Below are 19,745 nucleotides of genomic sequence, written 5' to 3' on the forward strand. Positions count from 1 at the left end.
TTTATTACAAGAAAGTTTATATAAAATTAAAAGGGATTAATTTTATTGAAAAAAGAGAATTTCTATTATGAGTAAAAAAATTCGAACTCCAACATTATTAGAAGCATCTTTACCAATCATAATTATGTTGTTTTTATTAGGTATAGGATACGCATTATTTAATTTACCTCCTGAACCACTGATGGTTATTTCCTGTATTTTTGCAGGAGGTCTAGTAAAATATTTGGGGCATAGTTACCAAGATATGCTAAATTCTATTTCTGCAAAAATTGCTAAAACAATGCCGGCTTTACTAATATTAATTACAGTAGGCTTATTAATCGGAACTTGGATTGCTGGCGGAACAATTCCAATGATGATTTATTATGGATTAAAGGTTATTAATCCTAAATTTGTTTATATTACAGCCTTGGTATTAACTTCTATAGTCTCTATTTGTACAGGTACATCTTGGGGATCTGCCGGGACAGTTGGCGTTGCTTTTATGGGCGTTGCTATTGGACTGGAGGCAAATCTTGCAGCTACAGCCGGAGCAGTCGTTGCAGGTGCTTACTTTGGAGATAAACTATCTCCATTATCTGATACAACAAATATTGCCTCTGCGGCGGCCGGAGTAGATTTATATGAACATATTACACACTTACTCTATACAACATTACCTTCTTTTATATTAGCTGCTATTGTATATACTGTATATGGAACAACAGGTAATCTTCAAGATGTTACAACTCCTGAAAAAGTGCTATCTATGATAAATGGATTAGAAAATATTTATCATTTTAACGTCCTAATGTTACTTCTTCCCGTCGTTATTATTTTGTGGGGTTCAATCACAAAAAAACCAACAATCCCCGTTATGCTATTATCTGCTGCAGTCGCAATATTTAACGCAATTATCATCCAAAATTTTTCATTACATGATGTAATTAATAGTGCTGTTAATGGATTTAACGTATCAATGTTGTCTGACAATACAGTGATAAGTAAAGATCTCGCGCGTTTATTAAATCGTGGCGGAATGAATTCAATGATGGGAACATTGTTAATCTGTTTCTGTGCATTATCCTTTGCCGGAATTCTCTCACTTAGCGGTGCATTGGAAGTAATTATTAATCACTTACTTAAATTCGTACAATCAACATTTTCTTTAATCTTCACTACTATTTTTTGTGGTTTAACAATGATTGGGGTAACTTGTAACGGTCAAATCTCAAATCTTATTCCCGGAGAAATGTTGAAAGAGGCTTACACTGAAAGAGGCTTACATCCTAAGAATTTAAGTCGAACAGTAGAAGATTCCGCAACAATTGTTGAACCCATCTTACCTTGGACTGCCGCCGGTGCATATATGGCAGGTACATTAGGAGTAGAAACTTTATCCTACTTACCTTGGGCTATTCTATGTTGGAGTGGTATCGTATTTGCAATGCTCTGGGGAGCAACAGGCTTTGGTATTGCTAAAATAAAAAAACGCCCTAAAAGGGCGTTACAGACCGCTGACAAACCTCTAGAGTTTGAGCGGTCTGAGGCTGAGTAATCAGTCTTTTTTTATTGGGTTATTTGGCGTTTGGAGTGCCGATAGGCAGTATGGCTTTTCCGTAGCTTTCGTTAATCACTTCCGCTGCGGCTAAGTAAAAGGCGCAAAGTGCGGTGATTAATCCTAAATATCCGCCGATGTTTACTATGCTGTGGTTGCCTGTGCTGTCGCCGATAGCGAGGGCATAGAAAGTTAAGGTGAGGAAGAAAAAGACTGCTTGTAATGCTTTTGGTTTATTGAAGGTTGCCAAAAACATCATTAAGGTGAATGTTCCCCAAATGGCTAAATACCAACCGATAAATTGCGGCGGCGTTTGACCTTTGAAAAAGAGGCTAAATAACGCCCAAGACCACCAAAATGAACCGTAGCTGATAAACGCGGTGAAACCGAAGGTGTTTCCTTTTTGAAATTCAAATATACCGGCGATAATTTGTGCGGTACCGCCAAATGCAAATGCCATTGCAAATACCATGCCAAGGCTTTGGGCGTCGAAAACGCCACCGTTAATTAACGATAGCAACCATGTAGTTAATGCAAATCCGCATAAGCCTAACGGAGCAGGATTGGCGAAGTTTTCTTTTCCTATTGACATAGTCCCTCCTTAATTTGAGATGAAAAGACGATGATATTATGTACGATTTTGCTTTGTAAATAAAGTAAATTGTTTGTTTTGTTTTTGTAAAAAAAATTGCATTTATTGGTAATGCCTTGTTAAGGCGGGTTTGGTTCCTTGTAATTAAAATAAAAGAGGATTTTTTTCTTTTGATCAAAATCATTCTTTTGCATTTTAAAAATGTAAATTTTAGGGGCTTTGGGCGGCTGTCTGAGTATAATTAATAGTCGTGGGAGGCAAGGCACACAGGGGATAGGAAAAAAAAAAAAAAATTTGGGCGGCTGTCTGAGTATAATTAATTTAGTTAAAAAAATTATTATTTTTGAAAAATTAGGAGAAATTATGATGAGTAACACTGTTGAAAATGCCGTCAGCCCTGCTCAAGCGGAAGTGAATGCACTGGTGGAAAACGGTTTAGTGGCGTTAGAGGCGTTTCGCCAATTAGACCAAAAGCAGGTGGATTATATTGTGGCGAAAGCCTCGGTTGCCGCCCTTGATCAGCACGGCGTTTTAGCAATGCACGCCTACGAGGAAACGGGGCGCGGTGTGTTTGAAGATAAAGCCACGAAAAACCTGTTTGCTTGTGAGTATGTGGTCAATAATATGCGCAATTTGAAGACGGTTGGGGTGATTAGTGAAGATGATGTCACCGGGATTACCGAAATAGCCGATCCGGTCGGTGTGATATGTGGGATTACTCCGACAACCAATCCCACTTCAACTGCCATTTTCAAAGCCCTCATTTCTTTAAAAACCCGTAACCCCATTATTTTTGCTTTTCACCCTTCTGCACAACAATCTTCCGTACATGCGGCGCGCGTGGTTTATGACGCTGCGGTTGCCGCCGGTGCGCCGAAAAATTGTATTCAATGGATTGAAAACCCATCCATGGAAGGGACGTCGGCATTAATGAAACATTCTGGCATTGCGACTATTCTTGCCACCGGCGGGAACGCTATGGTGGAAGCGGCTTATTCTTGCGGAAAACCGGCGCTTGGCGTGGGGGCGGGCAATGTGCCGGCGTATGTAGAACGCACCGCGGATATTAAACAAGCGGTTCATGATATTGTGATGTCAAAATCGTTCGATAATGGGATGATTTGTGCCTCCGAGCAAGCGGCGATTGTGGATGTGCAAGTGTATGACGAATTTGTGGACGAGATGAAATCTTATGGGGTTTATTTCGTGAACAAAAAAGAAAAAGCTTTGTTGGAAGCTTTTATTTTCGGCGCAAAAGCCAATAGTGCAAATTGCGCCGGTGCTAAATTAAATCCGAATGTTGTGGGTAAACCGGCGATGTGGATTGCGGAACAAGCGGGCTTTAGCGTACCGTCAAAAACCAATATTTTGGCAGCGGAATGTAACGAAGTTGGGGTGAAAGAGCCGCTTACACGTGAAAAATTGTCACCGGTATTGGCGATTTTAAAATCCAATTCTATCGAAGAGGGCTTTACTCTGTCCGAAGCAATGGTGAATTTCCACGGTTTGGGGCACTCCGCCGCAATTCATACGAAAGATGTTAACTTGGCTAAACAATATGGCGAACGGGTGAAAGCTATTCGTGTCATTTGGAATTCGCCATCTACATTCGGCGGTATTGGGGATGTTTATAACGCCTTTCTTCCTTCCTTGACCTTAGGTTGCGGTTCTTATGGTAAAAACGCTGTAGGCAATAACGTAAGTGCGGTCAATTTATTAAATATTAAACGTGTGGGAAGACGGAGAAACAATATGCAATGGTTTAAAGTACCTTCAAAAATCTATTTTGAGCGCGACTCAATTCAATATTTACAATCCATGAAGGGGATGGAACGCGTTGTGATTGTCACTGATCGTACTATGGTAGATTTAGGTTTTGTAGAAAAGGTGGCGAAACAAATTACCGCACGTGGCAATCATGTGACTTATCAATTATTTGCGGATGTGGAGCCGGATCCGAGTATCGAAACTGTGCGCCGCGGAGTTGATTTAATTCGTAACTACAAACCAGATACGATTATTGCGTTGGGCGGCGGTTCTTCAATGGATGCAGCAAAAGTGATGTGGTTGTTTTATGAACAGCCGGAAGTGGATTTTCGCGATTTAGTACAAAAATTTATGGATATTCGTAAACGTGCGTTCAAATTCCCGCAATTAGGGCGTAAAGCGCGTTTTGTCGGAATTCCAACAACCTCCGGAACCGGTTCTGAAGTAACACCTTTTGCGGTGATCACTGAGGGCGATAAAAAATACCCGATTGCCGACTATTCTTTAACGCCGACGGTGGCGATTGTAGATCCGGCGTTGGTTATGACCGTGCCTGCACAGGTGGCGGCGGATACGGGGCTTGATGTCTTGACCCATGCGACGGAAGCCTATGTGTCCGTTTTGGCGAACGATTTTACCGACGGTTTGGCGCTACAGGCGATTAAATTGGTATTTGAAAATTTGGAACGTTCGGTGAAAGAAAAAGACGAGTATGCGCGCGAAAAAATGCACAATGCTTCAACTATGGCAGGTATGGCGTTTGCGAATGCGTTCTTAGGTATGAACCACTCGTTAGCGCACAAAATCGGCGGGCGTTTCCATACGCCGCACGGTCGCACCAATGCGATTTTAATGCCACATGTGATTCGTTATAACGGAACGCGTCCGCAAAAAACTGCCACTTGGCCGAAATATAATTACTACAAAGCGGATGTGAAATATCAAGAAATTGCGCGAATGCTGGGCTTGCCTTGCGCTACGCCTGAGGAAGGTGTGAAATCTTTTGCGCAGGCTTGTTATGATTTGGCGCTCAAAGTGGGTATCAAAATGTCTTTTAAAGAGCAAAATATTGATGAGAAAACGTGGATGGAGGCTCGTCGTGATGTGGCGTTACTTGCTTTTGAAGACCAATGTTCGCCGGCAAATCCGCGGTTACCGTTGGTGGAAGATATGCAAACTATCTTGACCAATGCGTATTACGGCTATGATGCAAGTAAATATTAATGTATTGAAAACGTTGTAATAATTGACCGCACTTTGATCCTTTTATGACTTAAAGTGATCTGCTCCCATAAATTTGGACAGTTCATTAATTAACTTAAATATTGAGCTCTGTATTGCACAGGGCTCAAATTTTTTAAACTTGGTTTTATCCGTTTCTCATTATAGTAACGAATATGTTTATGTAATGCTTGTTCAAGTTCATCAACATTCGCATATTGATAGCCATAAAAACATTCTGATTTTAACACACTAAAAAAACTTTCAATCACCGCATTATCATAACAGTTCCCACGTCTGCTCATGCTTTGAATCGCATAAGGCGAGCCATCTTCTCTTATTAACATTTTTCGCCAACGCGCCAGTCCATACAAATACCCTTGCTCACTATGGATTATCGGTAAATCATCTTCGTTTAATTGGGAAAGTGTTTTCTTTAACATTGTGGCAACCAAAGCAAAATTAGGGCGACGGCTGATGTGATAAGCAATAATCTCTCGATTAGCTAAATCCATCATCGACGATAAATAAAGCTTTTCATTTCCTACTCTAAACTCCGTCACATCTGTTACAAGTTTTTGTTTAAGTTTTGTTGCAGTAAAATCACGTTCGAGTAAATTCGGTGCAATATGACTCGTTTTACCGTACTTTTTACGTCGTTTCACTTTCACACAAGAACGAATATTGAGGGCTTGCATATGAGCAAGAACCGTTTTTCCACTCATAAAAATCCCCTCAGCTTGCAATTTAGCACGAATAATTCGATAACCATCATGTCCCTCATTAGCTTGATGGAGAGCCAAAACCTTGGCTCTTATCGTTTGGTGAGCGACTTCTTTTGGAGAATAATAGAAAGTTGAACGTGGTAATGCCATGATTTTCAACAATAACGGTAATTTATGCTTTGATTTTAAGGCATTAACGATATCCCTTTTTTCCGCCTTTGTTTTTTCTCGTCCAACTCTTTGAGCTTTTTTAAGCAAGCATTTTCCGCTTCAAGATACTCAATTCGTCTTAGCAATTCATTGATATCATTTGGATTTCTCACCTTAAGTGAACCGTCAAATTTAGGTTTTGCCATTGTATGTTTCCGGTTAGGTTGTCGAATAAGCCCATTGATACCGCAATTTTTCGAATCGTTGCAACCACATCACGACTGAAGCGTGTGTTGGAATAGAGAAAAATTGTGCGACTTCACGACCCCCCATTTGGTGATTTAATACATATTGAATAACTTGAAATTTGAATTCTGTTGAATAATGTCTACCCATAAAAATCTGCACCTTATTTAGTTGATTTATTTGTCCAACTTTTGGGGGTGCAGATCAAAGTGCGGTTATTTTTGCTGAGATTTGTCATTATGTGGGGTGTGGCGCGATTTGTTTTCGGAAGTCTGTATGTCTAGATTGTTATTTTAGCCATTTTTCATTAAAATGTGTGCAAATTATTTAAGTGACTAAGGTAGTTAATATGGCGGAGTGGGACGGTAAATATATTAGCCCTTATGCGGAGCATGGGAAGAAAAGTGAGCAAGTCAAAAAAATTACGGTGTCGATTCCGATTAAAGTATTAGAAATTTTGACTAATGAGCGGACTCGTCGGCAAATTCGTAATTTGCGCCATGCGACGAATAGCGAGTTGTTGTGTGAAGCGTTTTTACATGCTTTTACCGGTCAACCTTTGCCAACAGATGAGGACTTGTTAAAAGAGCGTAGTGATGAAATTCCGGAGCAGGCGAAAGCCCTGATGCGCGAATTGGGTGTTAATCCGGAAACGTGGGAATATTAGACTGCACTTTTTGGTTTTTTTAAGAATTAATTGCGTGGAAAAGACTTGCGAGATGATAGAATTACTTGTATAATCTGCGAGCTTTTTATATGAAAGCCGTTTAATGTAATCATTTATTAAACGGGTGTTGCCACTCGGTAATACATAAACAATGTTCCCGATTTGGGAGCTAAAACAGGTTACTGCACTTCCCTTTCGATTTAATGTGTGAAAGGCGATGGTGTCAGTTTTATTATTAGCTAAATTTATTGGAGCTCTGGTCTAATGCAGAACCAAAGAATCCGTATCCGTTTAAAAGCATTTGATCATCGTTTAATTGATCAATCTACAGCGGAGATCGTAGAAACAGCTAAACGTACCGGCGCGCAAGTTCGTGGTCCGATTCCTTTACCGACTCGTAAAGAGCGTTTTACCGTGTTGATTTCTCCACACGTGAATAAGGATGCTCGTGACCAATACGAAATTCGTACTCACAAACGTTTAGTAGATATCGTAGAGCCAACAGAAAAAACTGTTGATGCATTAATGCGTTTAGATTTGGCTGCCGGCGTTGACGTGCAGATCAGCCTAGGTTAATTAAGAGGTTATAACAATGATTGGTTTAGTCGGTCGTAAAGTTGGTATGACTCGTATCTTCAATGAAGATGGCGTGTCTATTCCAGTTACCGTTATCGAAATCGAAGCCAACCGCGTCACTCAAGTTAAAACTCTTGAAAACGATGGCTATACTGCAATTCAAGTTACTACCGGCTCGAAAAAAGCAAGTCGTGTAACTAAGCCTGAAGCAGGTCATTTCGTGAAAGCAGGTGTTGAAGCTGGTCGCGGTTTATGGGAATTTCGTACTGAAGGTGAAGAGTTCACTTTAGGTCAAGAAATTAACGTTGACATCTTTACTGATGTTAAAAAAGTGGATGTTACCGGTACTTCTAAAGGTAAAGGTTTCCAAGGTGGTGTTAAACGTTGGAATTTCCGTACTCAAGATGCTACCCATGGTAACTCTTTATCACATCGTGTACTTGGTTCTATTGGTCAAAACCAAACTCCAGGTCGTGTGTTTAAAGGTAAAAAAATGGCAGGTCACTTAGGTGCTGAACGTGTAACTGTTCAATCCCTTGAAGTGGTTCGTGTAGATGCTGAGCGTAAATTATTATTAGTGAAAGGTTCTGTACCTGGTGCAACTAATAGTGATGTTATTGTTAAACCGGCAGTTAAAGCATAAGTCTAGGAGATAGAGATGGAATTACAAGTTGTAGGTGCAAACGCACTCACTGTTTCTGAAACTACCTTCGGACGTGAGTTTAATGAAGCGTTGATCCATCAAGTAGTTGTTGCTTATGCAGCAGGTGCTCGTCAAGGTTCTCGCGAGCAAAAAACTCGTGCTGAAGTGTCCGGTTCAGGCAAAAAACCTTGGCGTCAAAAAGGTACAGGTCGTGCGCGTTCCGGTGATATTAAATCACCAATCTGGCGTTCAGGTGGCGTAACTTTCGCAGCGAAACCACAAGATCACAGCCAAAAAGTGAACAAAAAAATGTACCGCGGTGCGATTAAAAGCATTCTTTCTGAATTAGTTCGTCAAGACCGTTTGGTTGTGGTGGAAAAATTCGAAATTGATGCACCAAAAACAAAAGTATTAGTACAAAAATTAAAAGATATGGCGTTAACTGACGCGCTTATCATCACTGCAAGTTTAGATGAGAATCTATTCTTAGCGGCACGTAACTTATATAAAGTTGATGTTCGTGATGTTCAAGGTATCGATCCGGTAAGCTTAATTGCTTTCGATAAAGTGGTTGTTACTGTTGATGCAGTGAAACAAATTGAGGAGATGTTAGCATGATTCAACAAGAACGTTTGCTAAAAGTGTTAAAAGCACCACATGTCTCTGAAAAAGCAACAAATAACGCTGAGAAGTCAAACACTATCGTTTTCAAAGTGGCTTTAGATGCAAATAAAGTTGAAGTTGCCAATGCGGTTGAGCAATTATTTGAAGTGAAAGTGGATTCTGTTCGTACTGTGGTTGTTAAGGGTAAAACTAAACGTCATGGTGCTAAAACAGGTCGTCGCAGTGACTGGAAAAAAGCTTATGTAACTCTTCAAGAAGGTCAATCACTTGACTTCGTTGAAGGTGCGGCAGAGTAATTACGGAGGAATAGAAAACTATGGCTATCGTTAAATGTAAGCCGACCTCCGCTGGTCGTCGTCACGTTGTTAAAATCGTAAACCCTGAATTACATAAGGGTAAACCTTACGCACCATTGCTGGATACTAAATCTAAAACTGGTGGTCGTAATAATTTAGGACGTATCACTACTCGTCATATCGGTGGTGGTCATAAACAACATTACCGTTTAATCGATTTCAAACGTAACAAGTTAGATATCCCAGCGGTAGTTGAGCGTCTTGAATATGATCCAAATCGTTCTGCAAATATCGCTTTAGTGCTTTATAAAGATGGTGAACGTCGTTATATTTTAGCACCTAAAGGTTTAAGCGCAGGCGATCAAATCCAAGCTGGTGTGAATGCGCCAATTAAAGTTGGTAACTCATTACCAATGCGTAATATCCCGGTTGGTACAACTGTGCATAACGTTGAATTAAAACCGGGTAAAGGCGGTCAAATCGCTCGTTCTGCCGGTGCGTATGTACAAATTATCGCTCGTGAAGGTAATTATGTGACTTTACGTCTTCGTTCCGGCGAAATGCGTAAAGTATTATCTGAGTGTGCTGCTACTATCGGAGAAGTAGGTAACTCAGAGCATATGCTTCGCGTACTTGGTAAAGCAGGTGCAAGCCGTTGGAGAGGTATTCGTCCAACTGTTCGTGGTACTGCAATGAACCCGGTTGACCACCCGCACGGTGGTGGTGAAGGTCGTAACTTCGGTAAACACCCTGTTACACCTTGGGGCGTTCAAACCAAAGGTAAGAAAACTCGTCACAACAAACGTACTGATAAATTTATCGTACGTCGTCGTGGCAAATAATATTCATTAATTAAGAGGAAAAGCCATGCCACGTTCTCTCAAGAAGGGTCCATTCCTTGACCTACACTTGTTGAAGAAGGTAGAGAAGGCGGTGGAAAGCGGGGATAAAAAACCAATTAAAACTTGGTCCCGTCGTTCAATGATCATTCCATCAATGATTGGATTGACCATCGCAGTCCATAATGGTCGTCAGCACGTTCCTGTTTATGTTTCTGATGAAATGATCGGTCATAAATTAGGTGAATTTGCACCGACTCGTACTTACCGCGGTCACGCTGCGGATAAGAAAGCTAAGAAGTAAGGGGTAAAAGATGGAAACTATTGCAAAACATCGTTACGCTCGCACTTCAGCACAAAAAGCTCGTTTAGTGGCGGATTTAGTCCGTGGTAAAAAAGTAGCTCAAGCGTTAGAAATTTTAACTTACACCAACAAAAAAGCAGCAGCTTTGGTGAAAAAAGTGCTTGAGTCTGCGATTGCTAATGCTGAGCATAATGACGGTGCAGATATCGATGATCTTAAAGTTGCGAAGATCTTTGTAGATGAAGGTCCAAGCATGAAACGTGTAATGCCACGTGCTAAAGGTCGCGCAGATCGTATTTTAAAACGTACAAGCCACATCACTGTGGTTGTGTCAGATCGTTAATCGTAGAGGAATAGCAAATGGGTCAAAAAGTACATCCACATGGTATTCGCCTAGGTATTGTTAAGCCTTGGAGCTCTACTTGGTTCGCGAATACACAAGATTTCGCTGATAATTTAGAGGGCGATTTCAAAGTACGTAAATTCTTAAATAAAGAATTGGCGAATGCTTCCGTGTCACGCATCACTATTGAGCGTCCGGCAAAAAGTATTCGTGTCACAATTCACACAGCTCGTCCCGGTATCGTTATCGGTAAAAAAGGCGAAGATGTTGAAAAATTACGTAACGCAGTAGCAAATATTGCAGGCGTTCCGGCTCAAATCAACATTGCTGAAGTGAAAAAACCTGAATTAGATGCAAAATTAGTTGCAGATAGTATCGCTTCTCAATTAGAGCGTCGTGTTATGTTCCGTCGTGCAATGAAACGCGCGGTACAAAATGCAATGCGCTTAGGTGCTAAAGGTATCAAAGTTGAAGTAAGCGGTCGTTTAGGTGGTGCAGAGATTGCACGTTCTGAGTGGTATCGTGAAGGTCGTGTACCTCTACATACATTACGTGCGGACATCGATTATAACACTGCTGAAGCTCATACTACTTACGGCGTTATCGGCGTTAAAGTATGGATCTTCAAAGGTGAGATTCTTGGTGGAATGGCTGCAATTGCACAACAACCGGAACAACAACCTGCCGCGCCTAAGAAGGCACCACGCGGTAAAGGTCGTAAATAAGGAGAATTGTTAAATGTTGCAACCAAAACGTACAAAATTCCGTAAAGTCCACAAAGGTCGTAACCGTGGTATTGCTGGTGGTACAGAAGTGAGCTTCGGTACTTTCGGTTTAAAAGCAGTTGGTCGTGGTCGTTTAACCGCACGTCAAATTGAATCTGCGCGTCGTGCGATGACTCGTGCAGTTAAACGTCAAGGTAAAATCTGGATCCGTGTATTCCCGGATAAACCAATTACTGAAAAACCATTAGAAGTTCGTATGGGTAAAGGGAAAGGTAACGTTGAGTACTGGGTAGCCTTAATCCAGCCGGGCAAAGTCCTTTATGAAATGGATGGTGTGTCTGAAGAAATCGCAAGAAACGCATTTGCATTAGCGGCGGCAAAATTGCCAATTAAGACCACTTTCGTAACTAAAACGGTGATGTAATGAAAGCTCAAGAACTACGTACAAAAACTGTTGAAGAGCTGAATGCTGAATTGGTTAACTTGTTAGGTGAGCAATTCAAATTGCGTATGCAAGCAGCCACCGGTCAGCTTCAACAAACCCATCAGTTAAAACAAGTGCGTCGCAGTATTGCACAAGTGAAAACTGTATTAACCGAGAAGGCGGGTGAGTAATGACTGATAAAATTCGTACCGTGCAAGGTAAAGTTGTTAGTGACAAAATGGATAAATCCTTCGTTGTCGCTATTGAACGTAAGGTTAAACACCCACTTTATGGTAAGTTTATCCGTCGTACAACTAAACTACATGTACACGATGAAAACAACGAAGCGAAATTAGGTGATGTTGTTGAAATTAGAGAGTGTCGTCCACTTTCTAAAACTAAATCTCACACTTTAGTTCGCGTTGTTGAAAAAGCAGTAGCTTAATCAACAGACTAATCTAATAAAAAACCCTAGTATTGTTACTGGGGTTTTTTTAGGGATGATGTTTTCTCTTTTTCGGTTTGATGTTTATTCTCTATTTCTTAAGCGAAAGTGCGGCTATTTTTGCATAATTTTTGTGTCAGAAAACTGCTTATCTTTCCCGATCGTCCACGCCAATCAGTAGATATTCTCCATTTTCATTACAAAGGCTGCGGAAACCGACATTGGTAACTTTAAACGGGGTTTTGTCGCAGAGTGGGAGATAGTCAAAGTTATCATGGTGGTGACCGTGAAATACATGACTGACGCCCATTTTCATTGCCAATGAATTGATGATTTGAAAACCGGATGGATGTGGTTTTGGGGCTTCATGACAGATTAAAATATCGGCTTTTTGTTGCTCAAGGCATTCGATATCTGATGGGAAAATTGATGTACGATGTCTTAAGGGGATACCACCGCGCCAGATTTTTTCTTGTGAACAATATTGACAATAGTGGATGGGATCCAAAAATAATGGTTTATTCGGCGGCATCCAAATTTGTCCTCGAAAAACGCCGCCAAGCCCGGCAATGCGCTTGCCTTGAATTTTCACTACGCGGTTGTGTAAATTGCGAGTTTTCCATTCCGACCCCCACAAGGATTCAAAAGCAGCGGTGGTTTTACTGTCGTGGTTACCATGAATAAACCAGAGATCACAATATTTTGCTAAATTATCTAGTTCGTCGGTATTGGTGAGTTGTAAATCGCCAAGTATGATCAGTGCCAAATCCTTCTGATTTTTAACAAAGGGATAGAGGTGCGCGTAACTTCCATGCGGGTCACCAGCAAACAAAATCATGCTTTATTTTACTCCTCAATTTTATGCTCTGTGTGTAGTTCGGGTAATTCTTCTTCGTTTAATATTTTTTCTACAATCGCTTTAACTTGGTTATAGCGCTCTAAGTAGCTTGGTGATTCAATTTCGATATAAGGGATGTTATGTTTATCCAGTAATTTTTTTAGTAACCCTTGGAAACGTTGGCGTTGTTTAGCGTTGCCAAGGCGACGCAACCCATCATTCACCCATTTGGTATTGTTATTAAGCAAAATGGTGACATCAAATGGATACTCTTTAATCATTGAATCCAGAAACGGATGCGATTTTCCTTCATATTGTATGCAAAAGGCTTGTGTGGTGATGAAATCGGTATCGACAAATGCGACTTTGGTGGCATGGCGGACTGCGTAATCAATGTATCGCTGGTGACCCAATGCCATTTGCGGATAATCGGAATATTGCATGGCTTGTTCATCACCACCTAATTTTTCAAATACGAATTCGCGTCCATATTCCCACGCCGAAGTGGTGTTGAATACACTGGATAATTTGTTGATCAATACCGATTTGCCGCTGCTTTCACCGCCTAAAATAGCAATGGTTTTAGCGAAGAACGGGCGCACTTCTTTTGGAATAAATTTCCAGTAATGAAACGGGTTATTGCGAATTTTGGTTGCCGATACATTAAAAAATCGTCGTTCCGGATCCACTAACTCCACTTCAAGATTTAGGTATTTTTCGTAAGGTGCTTTATCTTGAATTTCACTGCTGAAAACAATGGTGGGATTAAAATTTTTCTCTTTAAATAAGATTTTAACCCGTTCTACCCAGGCTTCCCAACCGTTCGGGTAGCTTGGTAAACCATCTTCGATAAGATGATGAATAAATATTTTATTTTGTTGATATTTAAATATTTGTTGCATCCAGCGCAGGCGATCTTGTTCAGTCGGCATACGTTTCATTTTGCTGTCGTAAAACAGTTTTAAATCCCGATCTGTATCGCTACATACGATCACATGAATTTCGTCCACTTTACTGAATGCTTCATAAATCATGTTGATATGACCGGTATGCACCGGATAAAATTTACCAAAAATTACGCCAACTTTTTTATCTTCCTGTTCGACGATTTGTAGTACTTTATGTAAGGCTTTTAGTTTTGTTGCGCTTGGATTTTTAATTTTGCCACTAACTAATTGGTTAAAATACGCGCGTGTGATATTCGCTTGTTGGCAAACATGATTGACTTTTAAATTTAATTGTTTGCGTTTTTGTTGCAAGTAAGCAAAAGCTGACATAGACTCTCCTTTTATGTCAAAATAGACCGCACTTTAGGGGGGGGATGAAAAGTGCGGTGGAAATTTGGTTAATTTCCAGTTTGGGCAAGATATTGTTCTAGGCGTTTTTCTAGGTCTGCCAATTTTTCTCGGGTACGTAGCAACACTTGTGTTTGTACATCAAACTCTTCACGAGTGACTAAATCCAATTTGGATAATTGCGCTTGTAACGTTTGCTTTAATTTTGCTTCGGCATCTTGCCCTAATTCTTTAATACCCTGCGGTAAGGTATCTTGGATTTGTTGAATGATTTGTTCAATTTTTTTTGGGTTAAGCATAAAAACCTCATATTTTCTTTACATTTTTATGATTCCTCTATTGTAGTCAATCTTATTATAAATAAAAACATTTTTTCTTCTCTGTAGATTACAAGATAGGAAGTTTTCGTTATAATAACGAGCAATTCTCAGGGCAGGGTGTAATTCCCTACCGGTGGTAAGTCAAATGATAAGCCCACGAGCGTTTACCTTTATGGTAAAGTCAGCAGATTTGGTGTAAATCCAAAGCCGACAGTGATAGTCTGGATGAAAGAGAATAAACAAGTCTTGTTCGCAAGACTTGCGCTTTTTATTTTGCTGTTAACTTCATTTCTTAACGGAGAAATAAAATTTCTCATCGCCCTGATTCTGGTATCTGTCATTAATTTTATATAAGGATTTTACTATGAATCAGTCAGTATTAGCGCCTTTCGGCGATTCAGAACAACGTGTTAAAAATGCACTTGAATCCTTCAAACAAGGAAACGGCATTTTAGTGTTGGATGATGAAGATCGTGAAAACGAAGGTGATCTTATTTTCCCAGCAGAAACGATCACGCCGGAACAAATGGCAATATTGATCCGTTATGGCAGCGGGATTGTATGTCTTTGTATTACGGATGAGTTATGTAAGCAATTGGATTTACCGTCCATGGTGCAGGATAATACCAGTACTAATAAAACCGCATTTACCGTGACTATTGAAGCGGCAAAAGGTGTGACTACCGGCGTTTCTGCGTCTGATCGTGTGACAACAATTCGTGCAGCCATTGCTGATGGCGCGAAACCGGGGGATTTACATAGACCGGGACACGTATTTCCATTAAGAGCACAAACTGATGGTGTTCTTGTTCGCCGCGGTCATACCGAAGCATCTATCGATCTTGCCCGCCTCGCGGGTTACAAACCTGCAGGCGTTATCTGTGAAATTACTAACGACAATGGCACCATGGCACGTGCTCCGGAAATCGTTGCGTTTGCCCGAAAATTTGGCTATCCCGTTGTTACTATCGAAGATTTAGTGGCATATCGTTTGAAATATTCGATTTGATTTTTTACTCAGCCTTACGTTGAGTCGAGAGAATAATTAAAATGTCCGTATCTGAATTGGTTTTTATCAGATACGGATGTTTGTTGGTTTATTTATAAGCCATTTCATTCCAATGTAATTGGTTTTTGAAGTCGCTTAATTTGGTTTCTGCATGAATATGTACAAATTCGACACCTAGGTATTCGGCGAACATCTGTAGCATTTCGGCGTCAATATCTAAGCTAAACACGCTGTGATGTGCGCCGCCGGCAAGTACCCAAGCCTGTGTGCCGATATCAAAATTTGGCTTTAATTTCCAAAAGGCGTGACCTACGGGTAATTTTGGCATAGCTTGTGGTTTTTCTACCGCTTCTAAATCAGCAACGATCATTCTAAACCGATTGCCCATATCGACAATTGTTGTATTAATAGCATTTCCGGATTTTGAGCTAAAAATCAGACGAGTAGGATCTTCTTTTCCTCCAATACCGAGTGGCTGAATATCAAGTAACGGTTTATCTTCGGCAATTGAGGGACAAACTTCTAACATATGTGCACCTAGTACCAATTCGTTTTGTTCATCTAGATTGTAGGTGTAGTCTTCCATAAAAGACGTCCCTTTTGTTAGACCATAACTCATCACTTTCAATGCACGGACTAAGGCAGCGGTTTTCCAGTCGCCTTCTGCACCAAAACCATAACCTTGTTGCATCAAACGCTGTATAGCTAATCCCGGCAATTGCTTTAATCCATTGAGATTTTCAAAGGTATCGGTGAAAGCGTGGAAACCGCCTTTTTCTAAAAAAGTTTTTAAACCGAGTTCAATTTTGGCACTGTCTAAAAGTGCGGTACGTTTTTTGCCATTTTCTTTAAGGTAATCGACCAGTTGATAGCTTTTTTCATATTCTGCGACCAATTTTTGAGCATCTTGTTCGGATACTTGATTGATATGTTCTACTAATTGATAAACACCATATCCGTTGACGCTGTAGCCAAATTTAATTTGTGCTTCAACTTTATCTCCTTCAGTAACAGCAACTTCACGCATATTGTCACCAAATCGCGCAATTTTTAGGTGTTTTTGATCGTAAATAGCCGTGATTACGCGCATCCAACGATCAAGTTTTTGTCTTACGCTTTCACTTTGCCAATGTCCTACTAGGATAGTTTTAGGTTTACGCAGCCTTGCGGTGAGAAAACCGAATTCGCGATCACCGTGAGCAGTTTGGTGTAAGTTCATGTAATTCATATCAATTTCCTTCCAAGGAATTGTTGGATAAAATTGAGTATGGAATTGTAAGAGAGGTTTGGTTAATTGTGATAAGCCGGCAATCCACATTTTTGCAGGTGAAAAAGTATGCATCCAAGCCATCACACCAATACAAACATCCGTATTATTGGCAGCTTGGCATAAACGTAAAATGTCATCCGGTGTTGTTGCTAATTCTTTTAATTTTATTTGTACAAAAAGGTGTTGTTGGTTTAGATATTGCGTGACTTGTTGTGCATGTTGTTGTACTTGTTTTAGTGCCTCCTCTCCATAGAGATGTTGGCTGCCAACCACGAACCATACTTCTAATTTTTTGATAAACTCCATTGCCTCATTCCTTCTTTTAACTAAAATATCATGATTTCCTACCGCACTTTTGCTGCCGCTTTTGCAACATGTAGCCCTTTTTGGTAGTGCTGTATAAATTTTTCATATCCTTTCACCATTTCTTGTACCGGATAAACGGTAATGACTTCGGCATTCTGGAAAATATGCCGATCTAAATATTGCTCCAATGACAAATCGTTGGCTTTATGGAGATAACTTGCGAGTAATGCAATTCCCCAAGCCCCCCCTTCTGTTGCTGTTTCCATGGTTGTTATTGGAATATTTAAAGCGGATGCTAAAATTTTTGAGGCGACATTTTGTGTTTTAAAAATGCCACCATGTGCCAAAATTTGTGAGATTTCGACTTTTTCTTGTTGAGTCAGAATATCCATACCCAATTTCATTGCACCAAAGGCACTATACAATAGTGAACGTATAAGATTGGCGAGGTTAAAAGCACTTTGTGTTGGGTGAATAAGTAGCGGACAACCGCTGGCTAAACCAAGACCATGTTCACCGGAATAGAATCCATAAGATAATACTTGACCACAATCTTCATCTCCGGCCAAGGCTTGAGTAAACAAAGTTTCATACAGCCGGGTTGACGTATGATGCATGCCAAAAGCGGTTAAACATTCACTAAATATTTTCATCCAAGCATTAATATCCGTCGTACAGTTATTGGCATGTGCCATAGCAACAGTTTTTCCTGCCGGAGTGGTCACCATATCTAAATTTTCATAAACTTGTGAGAGTTTTTTTTCCAATACAATCATAGCAAAAGCTGAAGTACCGGCAGAAATATTACCGGTTCTGGCTTTGATGCTGTTGGTGGCTATCATTCCGGTTCCGGCATCACCTTCCGGTGGACAAAGCGGGCAGCCTGCTTGAAGATTACCGCTTGGATCGATTAATCCCGCGCCTTTTTCAGTTAAGTAACCGGCATTTTCTCCGGCACGTAATACTTTAGGCAAAATATTAGCGATTTTCCATGAGTATTGTTTTTCGGCGATTAATTGATCAAATTTTTGTAGCATGGCTTGATCATAATCACAACTTTGTGAATTGATCGGAAACATACCGGAGGCATCGCCAATCCCTAGTACTTTTTGATCGGTTAAACACCAATGTATGTAGCCGGATAATGTTGTGAGGTAGTTAATTTGAGGAAGATGTTCTTCTTCGTTTAAAATAGCTTGGTAAAGATGTGCGATGCTCCAACGTTGTGGAATATTATGCTGAAAAAGAGCGGTCAAGTTTTTTTGCAGAATTTGCAGTAATATTATTACGCCAAGTCCGAAATGGTACGAGCAGTTTTTTATCACAATCAAAAGGCATATACCCGTGCATCATAGCACTAATTCCAATTGCGCTAACTTTTGTTATGGATGTGTGATATTTCTGTTGCACTGATTTCGCTAAATTGCGATAAGCTTCTTGCACACCAAACCAAATATCTTGTTGAGAATATGTCCAAATATTATCAATTAATTGGTTTTCCCAATCAAATCCGCCTGTCGCTAGAATTGTTCCACTCTTATCAATTAAGACGGTTTTAATTCTGGTTGAGCCGAGTTCTATGCCGATGGAAATATTTTCATTAATCATTATCCCTGTATTCATATTGCCTCCAAATCAAGCTTTATTAAATAATGTATTTTTTTGTAAAAATATGAATAAGATAAGCAATAAACCCCATAATATCATTGTGATATAACTACTTACCCCTAACATATTTAATCCACTTTCTATGATTTGTAATAAAATGAGCGCAAGTATAATGCCAAGAAAGCGCCCCCTTCCTCCATCAGGATTAAATCCTCCTAAGACGGTGGCAAGGATGGATGTTAGTAGATAAGAATCGCCATAAGAAGCTTTGGCAGAGTTTAGTTTTGACATCATTAGTAAGCCTGCAAAAACACAGAGAATAGCCGAAATAATATAAACATAAATTAAGATTTTTTTTGTGTTAATGCCGGAATAGAAAGTGGCTTTTTCATTATTTCCGATAAAGTAAATGGCTTTTCCTGTTGTGTTTTTTTCTAAGAAAATCCATGAAAATAAGAATAAAGCTAAAAATATAATGATCGGTAGAGGGATAAGAAAAAACGTAGATTCATTAATACTTAAAATTATGTTAGGATAATTAGCAATTGTTGAACCATTGGTTGCTAATATATTTAATCCATTTATTAATGTCATTGTTCCTAAGGTAGCTAGGATTGGTGATACTCTAATAACTGCAATTAGTGTGCCATTAATTATGCCAACAATTAATGCACATAATAAACTTATAATGATTCCTAGTATGATATAGCTATTATTTTCAAATTGAGTTGAAAAATAGGCAATTATTAGAGAGCAGGCATTCATTGTTGCAATAATAGATAAATTAATTCCTCCGGTTAATATAGTAATTGCCATCGCTAATGTTAATATCCCTAATACTGGTATTTGTGCGGCTATTGATTGAAAATTTGATATAGACCAAAAAATATCTGGTATTAATATGCTAAATGATATTATGGCAATAATAAATAAAATAAGTAAATACTTGATGGAATTATCAGTGATATTTTTCAT

22 protein-coding genes, 2 pseudogenes and 1 riboswitch are annotated in these 19,745 nt (G+C 39.8%); of the genes and pseudogenes, 15 read left to right on the forward strand and 9 right to left on the reverse strand.

The genetic code is table 11. The annotated features are described in order from the left end of the window. Window positions 1–67: 67 nt before the first annotated feature. A pseudogene (nhaC, locus tag CFY87_RS04710) lies at window positions 68–1,471 on the forward strand (Na+/H+ antiporter NhaC); the annotation flags it as partial. A gap of 85 nt (window positions 1,472–1,556) precedes the next feature. Here nhaC and CFY87_RS04715 read toward each other — a convergent pair. Continuing rightward, on the reverse strand, window positions 1,557–2,129 hold the full coding sequence (locus CFY87_RS04715) for an acetate uptake transporter (RefSeq protein ID WP_094946114.1): 573 nt from the start codon (window positions 2,127–2,129) through the stop codon (window positions 1,557–1,559). 366 nt (window positions 2,130–2,495) lie between these two features. Here CFY87_RS04715 and adhE point away from each other — a divergent pair, with 366 nt between their 5' ends. Continuing rightward, window positions 2,496–5,120 carry a bifunctional acetaldehyde-CoA/alcohol dehydrogenase gene (gene adhE / locus CFY87_RS04720; RefSeq protein WP_094946288.1) on the forward strand — a complete coding sequence of 875 codons (2,625 nt, stop codon included), beginning with the start codon at window positions 2,496–2,498 and terminating at the stop codon, window positions 5,118–5,120. 89 nt (window positions 5,121–5,209) lie between these two features. On the opposite strand, the gene CFY87_RS04725 is transcribed toward adhE, so the two are convergent. Together CFY87_RS04725 and CFY87_RS12190 are read right to left on the reverse strand one after the other, a co-directional pair. After that, window positions 5,210–6,100 (reverse strand): IS3 family transposase, encoded by an 891-nt coding sequence (locus CFY87_RS04725; RefSeq protein WP_115610074.1) that lies wholly within the window; start codon window positions 6,098–6,100, stop codon window positions 5,210–5,212. 111 nt (window positions 6,101–6,211) lie between these two features. Next, window positions 6,212–6,388 (reverse strand): hypothetical protein, encoded by a 177-nt coding sequence (locus tag CFY87_RS12190; protein WP_236757359.1) that lies wholly within the window; start codon window positions 6,386–6,388, stop codon window positions 6,212–6,214. A gap of 199 nt (window positions 6,389–6,587) precedes the next feature. Here CFY87_RS12190 and metJ point away from each other — a divergent pair, with 199 nt between their 5' ends. The 12 genes from metJ (at window position 6,588) to rpsQ (ending at window position 12,124) form a co-directional block, all read left to right on the forward strand. Beyond that, window positions 6,588–6,905 carry a met regulon transcriptional regulator MetJ gene (gene metJ / locus CFY87_RS04735; protein WP_094946116.1) on the forward strand — a complete coding sequence of 106 codons (318 nt, stop codon included), beginning with the start codon at window positions 6,588–6,590 and terminating at the stop codon, window positions 6,903–6,905. A gap of 264 nt (window positions 6,906–7,169) precedes the next feature. Beyond that, window positions 7,170–7,481, forward strand: coding sequence for a 30S ribosomal protein S10 (gene rpsJ, locus CFY87_RS04740; RefSeq protein ID WP_001181005.1), 312 nt, complete (start codon window positions 7,170–7,172; stop codon window positions 7,479–7,481). A 16-nt stretch (window positions 7,482–7,497) separates the two neighbouring features. Then, window positions 7,498–8,124 carry a 50S ribosomal protein L3 gene (gene rplC, locus CFY87_RS04745; RefSeq protein WP_094946117.1) on the forward strand — a complete coding sequence of 209 codons (627 nt, stop codon included), beginning with the start codon at window positions 7,498–7,500 and terminating at the stop codon, window positions 8,122–8,124. Between the two features lie 15 nt (window positions 8,125–8,139). Continuing rightward, complete coding sequence (rplD, locus tag CFY87_RS04750; protein ID WP_094946118.1) at window positions 8,140–8,742, forward strand: 50S ribosomal protein L4; 603 nt, start codon at window positions 8,140–8,142, stop codon at window positions 8,740–8,742. Then, on the forward strand, window positions 8,739–9,044 hold the full coding sequence (rplW, locus tag CFY87_RS04755) for a 50S ribosomal protein L23 (RefSeq protein WP_094946119.1): 306 nt from the start codon (window positions 8,739–8,741) through the stop codon (window positions 9,042–9,044). Before rplD ends, rplW begins: the two co-directional genes overlap by 4 nt. Before the next feature lie 20 nt (window positions 9,045–9,064). Then, window positions 9,065–9,886, forward strand: coding sequence for a 50S ribosomal protein L2 (rplB, locus tag CFY87_RS04760; RefSeq protein ID WP_094946120.1), 822 nt, complete (start codon window positions 9,065–9,067; stop codon window positions 9,884–9,886). 25 nt (window positions 9,887–9,911) lie between these two features. Further along, window positions 9,912–10,187 carry a 30S ribosomal protein S19 gene (gene rpsS / locus CFY87_RS04765; RefSeq protein ID WP_005539416.1) on the forward strand — a complete coding sequence of 92 codons (276 nt, stop codon included), beginning with the start codon at window positions 9,912–9,914 and terminating at the stop codon, window positions 10,185–10,187. Window positions 10,188–10,197: 10 nt separating this feature from the next. Next, window positions 10,198–10,530 carry a 50S ribosomal protein L22 gene (rplV, locus tag CFY87_RS04770; protein WP_094946121.1) on the forward strand — a complete coding sequence of 111 codons (333 nt, stop codon included), beginning with the start codon at window positions 10,198–10,200 and terminating at the stop codon, window positions 10,528–10,530. Window positions 10,531–10,547: 17 nt separating this feature from the next. After that, window positions 10,548–11,255, forward strand: coding sequence for a 30S ribosomal protein S3 (rpsC, locus tag CFY87_RS04775; RefSeq protein ID WP_094946122.1), 708 nt, complete (start codon window positions 10,548–10,550; stop codon window positions 11,253–11,255). A gap of 13 nt (window positions 11,256–11,268) precedes the next feature. Then, entirely contained in the window at window positions 11,269–11,679 is a 411-nt protein-coding gene (gene rplP, locus CFY87_RS04780) for a 50S ribosomal protein L16 (RefSeq protein WP_094946123.1), read from the forward strand. Beyond that, window positions 11,679–11,870 carry a 50S ribosomal protein L29 gene (rpmC, locus tag CFY87_RS04785; protein ID WP_017805230.1) on the forward strand — a complete coding sequence of 64 codons (192 nt, stop codon included), beginning with the start codon at window positions 11,679–11,681 and terminating at the stop codon, window positions 11,868–11,870. Before rplP ends, rpmC begins: the two co-directional genes overlap by 1 nt. Further along, the gene (rpsQ, locus tag CFY87_RS04790) at window positions 11,870–12,124 is read left to right on the forward strand and encodes a 30S ribosomal protein S17 (RefSeq protein WP_094946124.1); all 255 of its coding nucleotides are present in this window, start codon (window positions 11,870–11,872) and stop codon (window positions 12,122–12,124) included. Before rpmC ends, rpsQ begins: the two co-directional genes overlap by 1 nt. Window positions 12,125–12,272: 148 nt before the next feature. Here the strand turns inward: rpsQ and CFY87_RS04795 are convergent, their stop codons facing one another. The 3 genes from CFY87_RS04795 to ubiK all read right to left on the reverse strand — a co-directional run bounded on the left by CFY87_RS04795 (window position 12,273) and on the right by ubiK (window position 14,556). Next, window positions 12,273–12,962 carry a metallophosphoesterase family protein gene (locus tag CFY87_RS04795; RefSeq protein ID WP_094946125.1) on the reverse strand — a complete coding sequence of 230 codons (690 nt, stop codon included), beginning with the start codon at window positions 12,960–12,962 and terminating at the stop codon, window positions 12,273–12,275. Between the two features lie 8 nt (window positions 12,963–12,970). Then, window positions 12,971–14,239: a multifunctional transcriptional regulator/nicotinamide-nucleotide adenylyltransferase/ribosylnicotinamide kinase NadR gene (gene nadR, locus CFY87_RS04800; protein ID WP_094946126.1), complete on the reverse strand. Its 1,269-nt coding sequence runs from the start codon at window positions 14,237–14,239 to the stop codon at window positions 12,971–12,973. 68 nt (window positions 14,240–14,307) lie between these two features. Continuing rightward, on the reverse strand, window positions 14,308–14,556 hold the full coding sequence (gene ubiK, locus CFY87_RS04805) for a ubiquinone biosynthesis accessory factor UbiK (protein WP_094946127.1): 249 nt from the start codon (window positions 14,554–14,556) through the stop codon (window positions 14,308–14,310). Window positions 14,557–14,676: 120 nt separating this feature from the next. Then, a riboswitch (FMN riboswitch) is annotated at window positions 14,677–14,818 on the forward strand. 123 nt (window positions 14,819–14,941) lie between these two features. On the opposite strand from ubiK, the gene ribB reads away from it, so the two are divergent. Further along, window positions 14,942–15,586 carry a 3,4-dihydroxy-2-butanone-4-phosphate synthase gene (gene ribB / locus CFY87_RS04810; RefSeq protein WP_094946128.1) on the forward strand — a complete coding sequence of 215 codons (645 nt, stop codon included), beginning with the start codon at window positions 14,942–14,944 and terminating at the stop codon, window positions 15,584–15,586. Window positions 15,587–15,674: 88 nt separating this feature from the next. On the opposite strand, the gene araA is transcribed toward ribB, so the two are convergent. The 3 genes and pseudogenes from araA to CFY87_RS04825 all read right to left on the reverse strand — a co-directional run bounded on the left by araA (window position 15,675) and on the right by CFY87_RS04825 (window position 19,745). After that, window positions 15,675–17,162: an L-arabinose isomerase gene (gene araA / locus CFY87_RS04815; protein WP_094946129.1), complete on the reverse strand. Its 1,488-nt coding sequence runs from the start codon at window positions 17,160–17,162 to the stop codon at window positions 15,675–15,677. A 38-nt stretch (window positions 17,163–17,200) separates the two neighbouring features. Continuing rightward, window positions 17,201–18,785: pseudogene (locus CFY87_RS12445) on the reverse strand (xylulokinase). A 12-nt stretch (window positions 18,786–18,797) separates the two neighbouring features. Next, window positions 18,798–19,745, reverse strand: a complete 948-nt coding sequence (locus CFY87_RS04825) for an ABC transporter permease (RefSeq protein ID WP_094946130.1) — start codon at window positions 19,743–19,745, stop codon at window positions 18,798–18,800.

The organism is Actinobacillus seminis (genome assembly GCF_002263215.1).
Taxonomy (GTDB): domain Bacteria; phylum Pseudomonadota; class Gammaproteobacteria; order Enterobacterales; family Pasteurellaceae; genus Actinobacillus_B; species Actinobacillus_B seminis.

Coding starts and splice junctions, on each gene's coding strand:
- rplW (WP_094946119.1), top strand. CDS start 8,739: ATGATTCAACAAGAACGTTTGCTAAAAGTGTTAAAAGCACCACATGTC.
- CFY87_RS12190 (WP_236757359.1), bottom strand. CDS start 6,388: ATGGGTAGACATTATTCAACAGAATTCAAATTTCAAGTTATTCAATAT.
- rpmC (WP_017805230.1), top strand. CDS start 11,679: ATGAAAGCTCAAGAACTACGTACAAAAACTGTTGAAGAGCTGAATGCT.
- adhE (WP_094946288.1), top strand. CDS start 2,496: ATGAGTAACACTGTTGAAAATGCCGTCAGCCCTGCTCAAGCGGAAGTG.
- rpsQ (WP_094946124.1), top strand. CDS start 11,870: ATGACTGATAAAATTCGTACCGTGCAAGGTAAAGTTGTTAGTGACAAA.
- rplB (WP_094946120.1), top strand. CDS start 9,065: ATGGCTATCGTTAAATGTAAGCCGACCTCCGCTGGTCGTCGTCACGTT.
- ribB (WP_094946128.1), top strand. CDS start 14,942: ATGAATCAGTCAGTATTAGCGCCTTTCGGCGATTCAGAACAACGTGTT.
- nadR (WP_094946126.1), bottom strand. CDS start 14,239: ATGTCAGCTTTTGCTTACTTGCAACAAAAACGCAAACAATTAAATTTA.
- rplC (WP_094946117.1), top strand. CDS start 7,498: ATGATTGGTTTAGTCGGTCGTAAAGTTGGTATGACTCGTATCTTCAAT.
- rpsJ (WP_001181005.1), top strand. CDS start 7,170: ATGCAGAACCAAAGAATCCGTATCCGTTTAAAAGCATTTGATCATCGT.
- rplV (WP_094946121.1), top strand. CDS start 10,198: ATGGAAACTATTGCAAAACATCGTTACGCTCGCACTTCAGCACAAAAA.
- rplD (WP_094946118.1), top strand. CDS start 8,140: ATGGAATTACAAGTTGTAGGTGCAAACGCACTCACTGTTTCTGAAACT.
- ubiK (WP_094946127.1), bottom strand. CDS start 14,556: ATGCTTAACCCAAAAAAAATTGAACAAATCATTCAACAAATCCAAGAT.
- CFY87_RS04795 (WP_094946125.1), bottom strand. CDS start 12,962: ATGATTTTGTTTGCTGGTGACCCGCATGGAAGTTACGCGCACCTCTAT.
- araA (WP_094946129.1), bottom strand. CDS start 17,162: ATGGAGTTTATCAAAAAATTAGAAGTATGGTTCGTGGTTGGCAGCCAA.
- CFY87_RS04825 (WP_094946130.1), bottom strand. CDS start 19,745: ATGAAAAATATCACTGATAATTCCATCAAGTATTTACTTATTTTATTT.
- rpsS (WP_005539416.1), top strand. CDS start 9,912: ATGCCACGTTCTCTCAAGAAGGGTCCATTCCTTGACCTACACTTGTTG.
- CFY87_RS04715 (WP_094946114.1), bottom strand. CDS start 2,129: ATGTCAATAGGAAAAGAAAACTTCGCCAATCCTGCTCCGTTAGGCTTA.
- rpsC (WP_094946122.1), top strand. CDS start 10,548: ATGGGTCAAAAAGTACATCCACATGGTATTCGCCTAGGTATTGTTAAG.
- rplP (WP_094946123.1), top strand. CDS start 11,269: ATGTTGCAACCAAAACGTACAAAATTCCGTAAAGTCCACAAAGGTCGT.
- metJ (WP_094946116.1), top strand. CDS start 6,588: ATGGCGGAGTGGGACGGTAAATATATTAGCCCTTATGCGGAGCATGGG.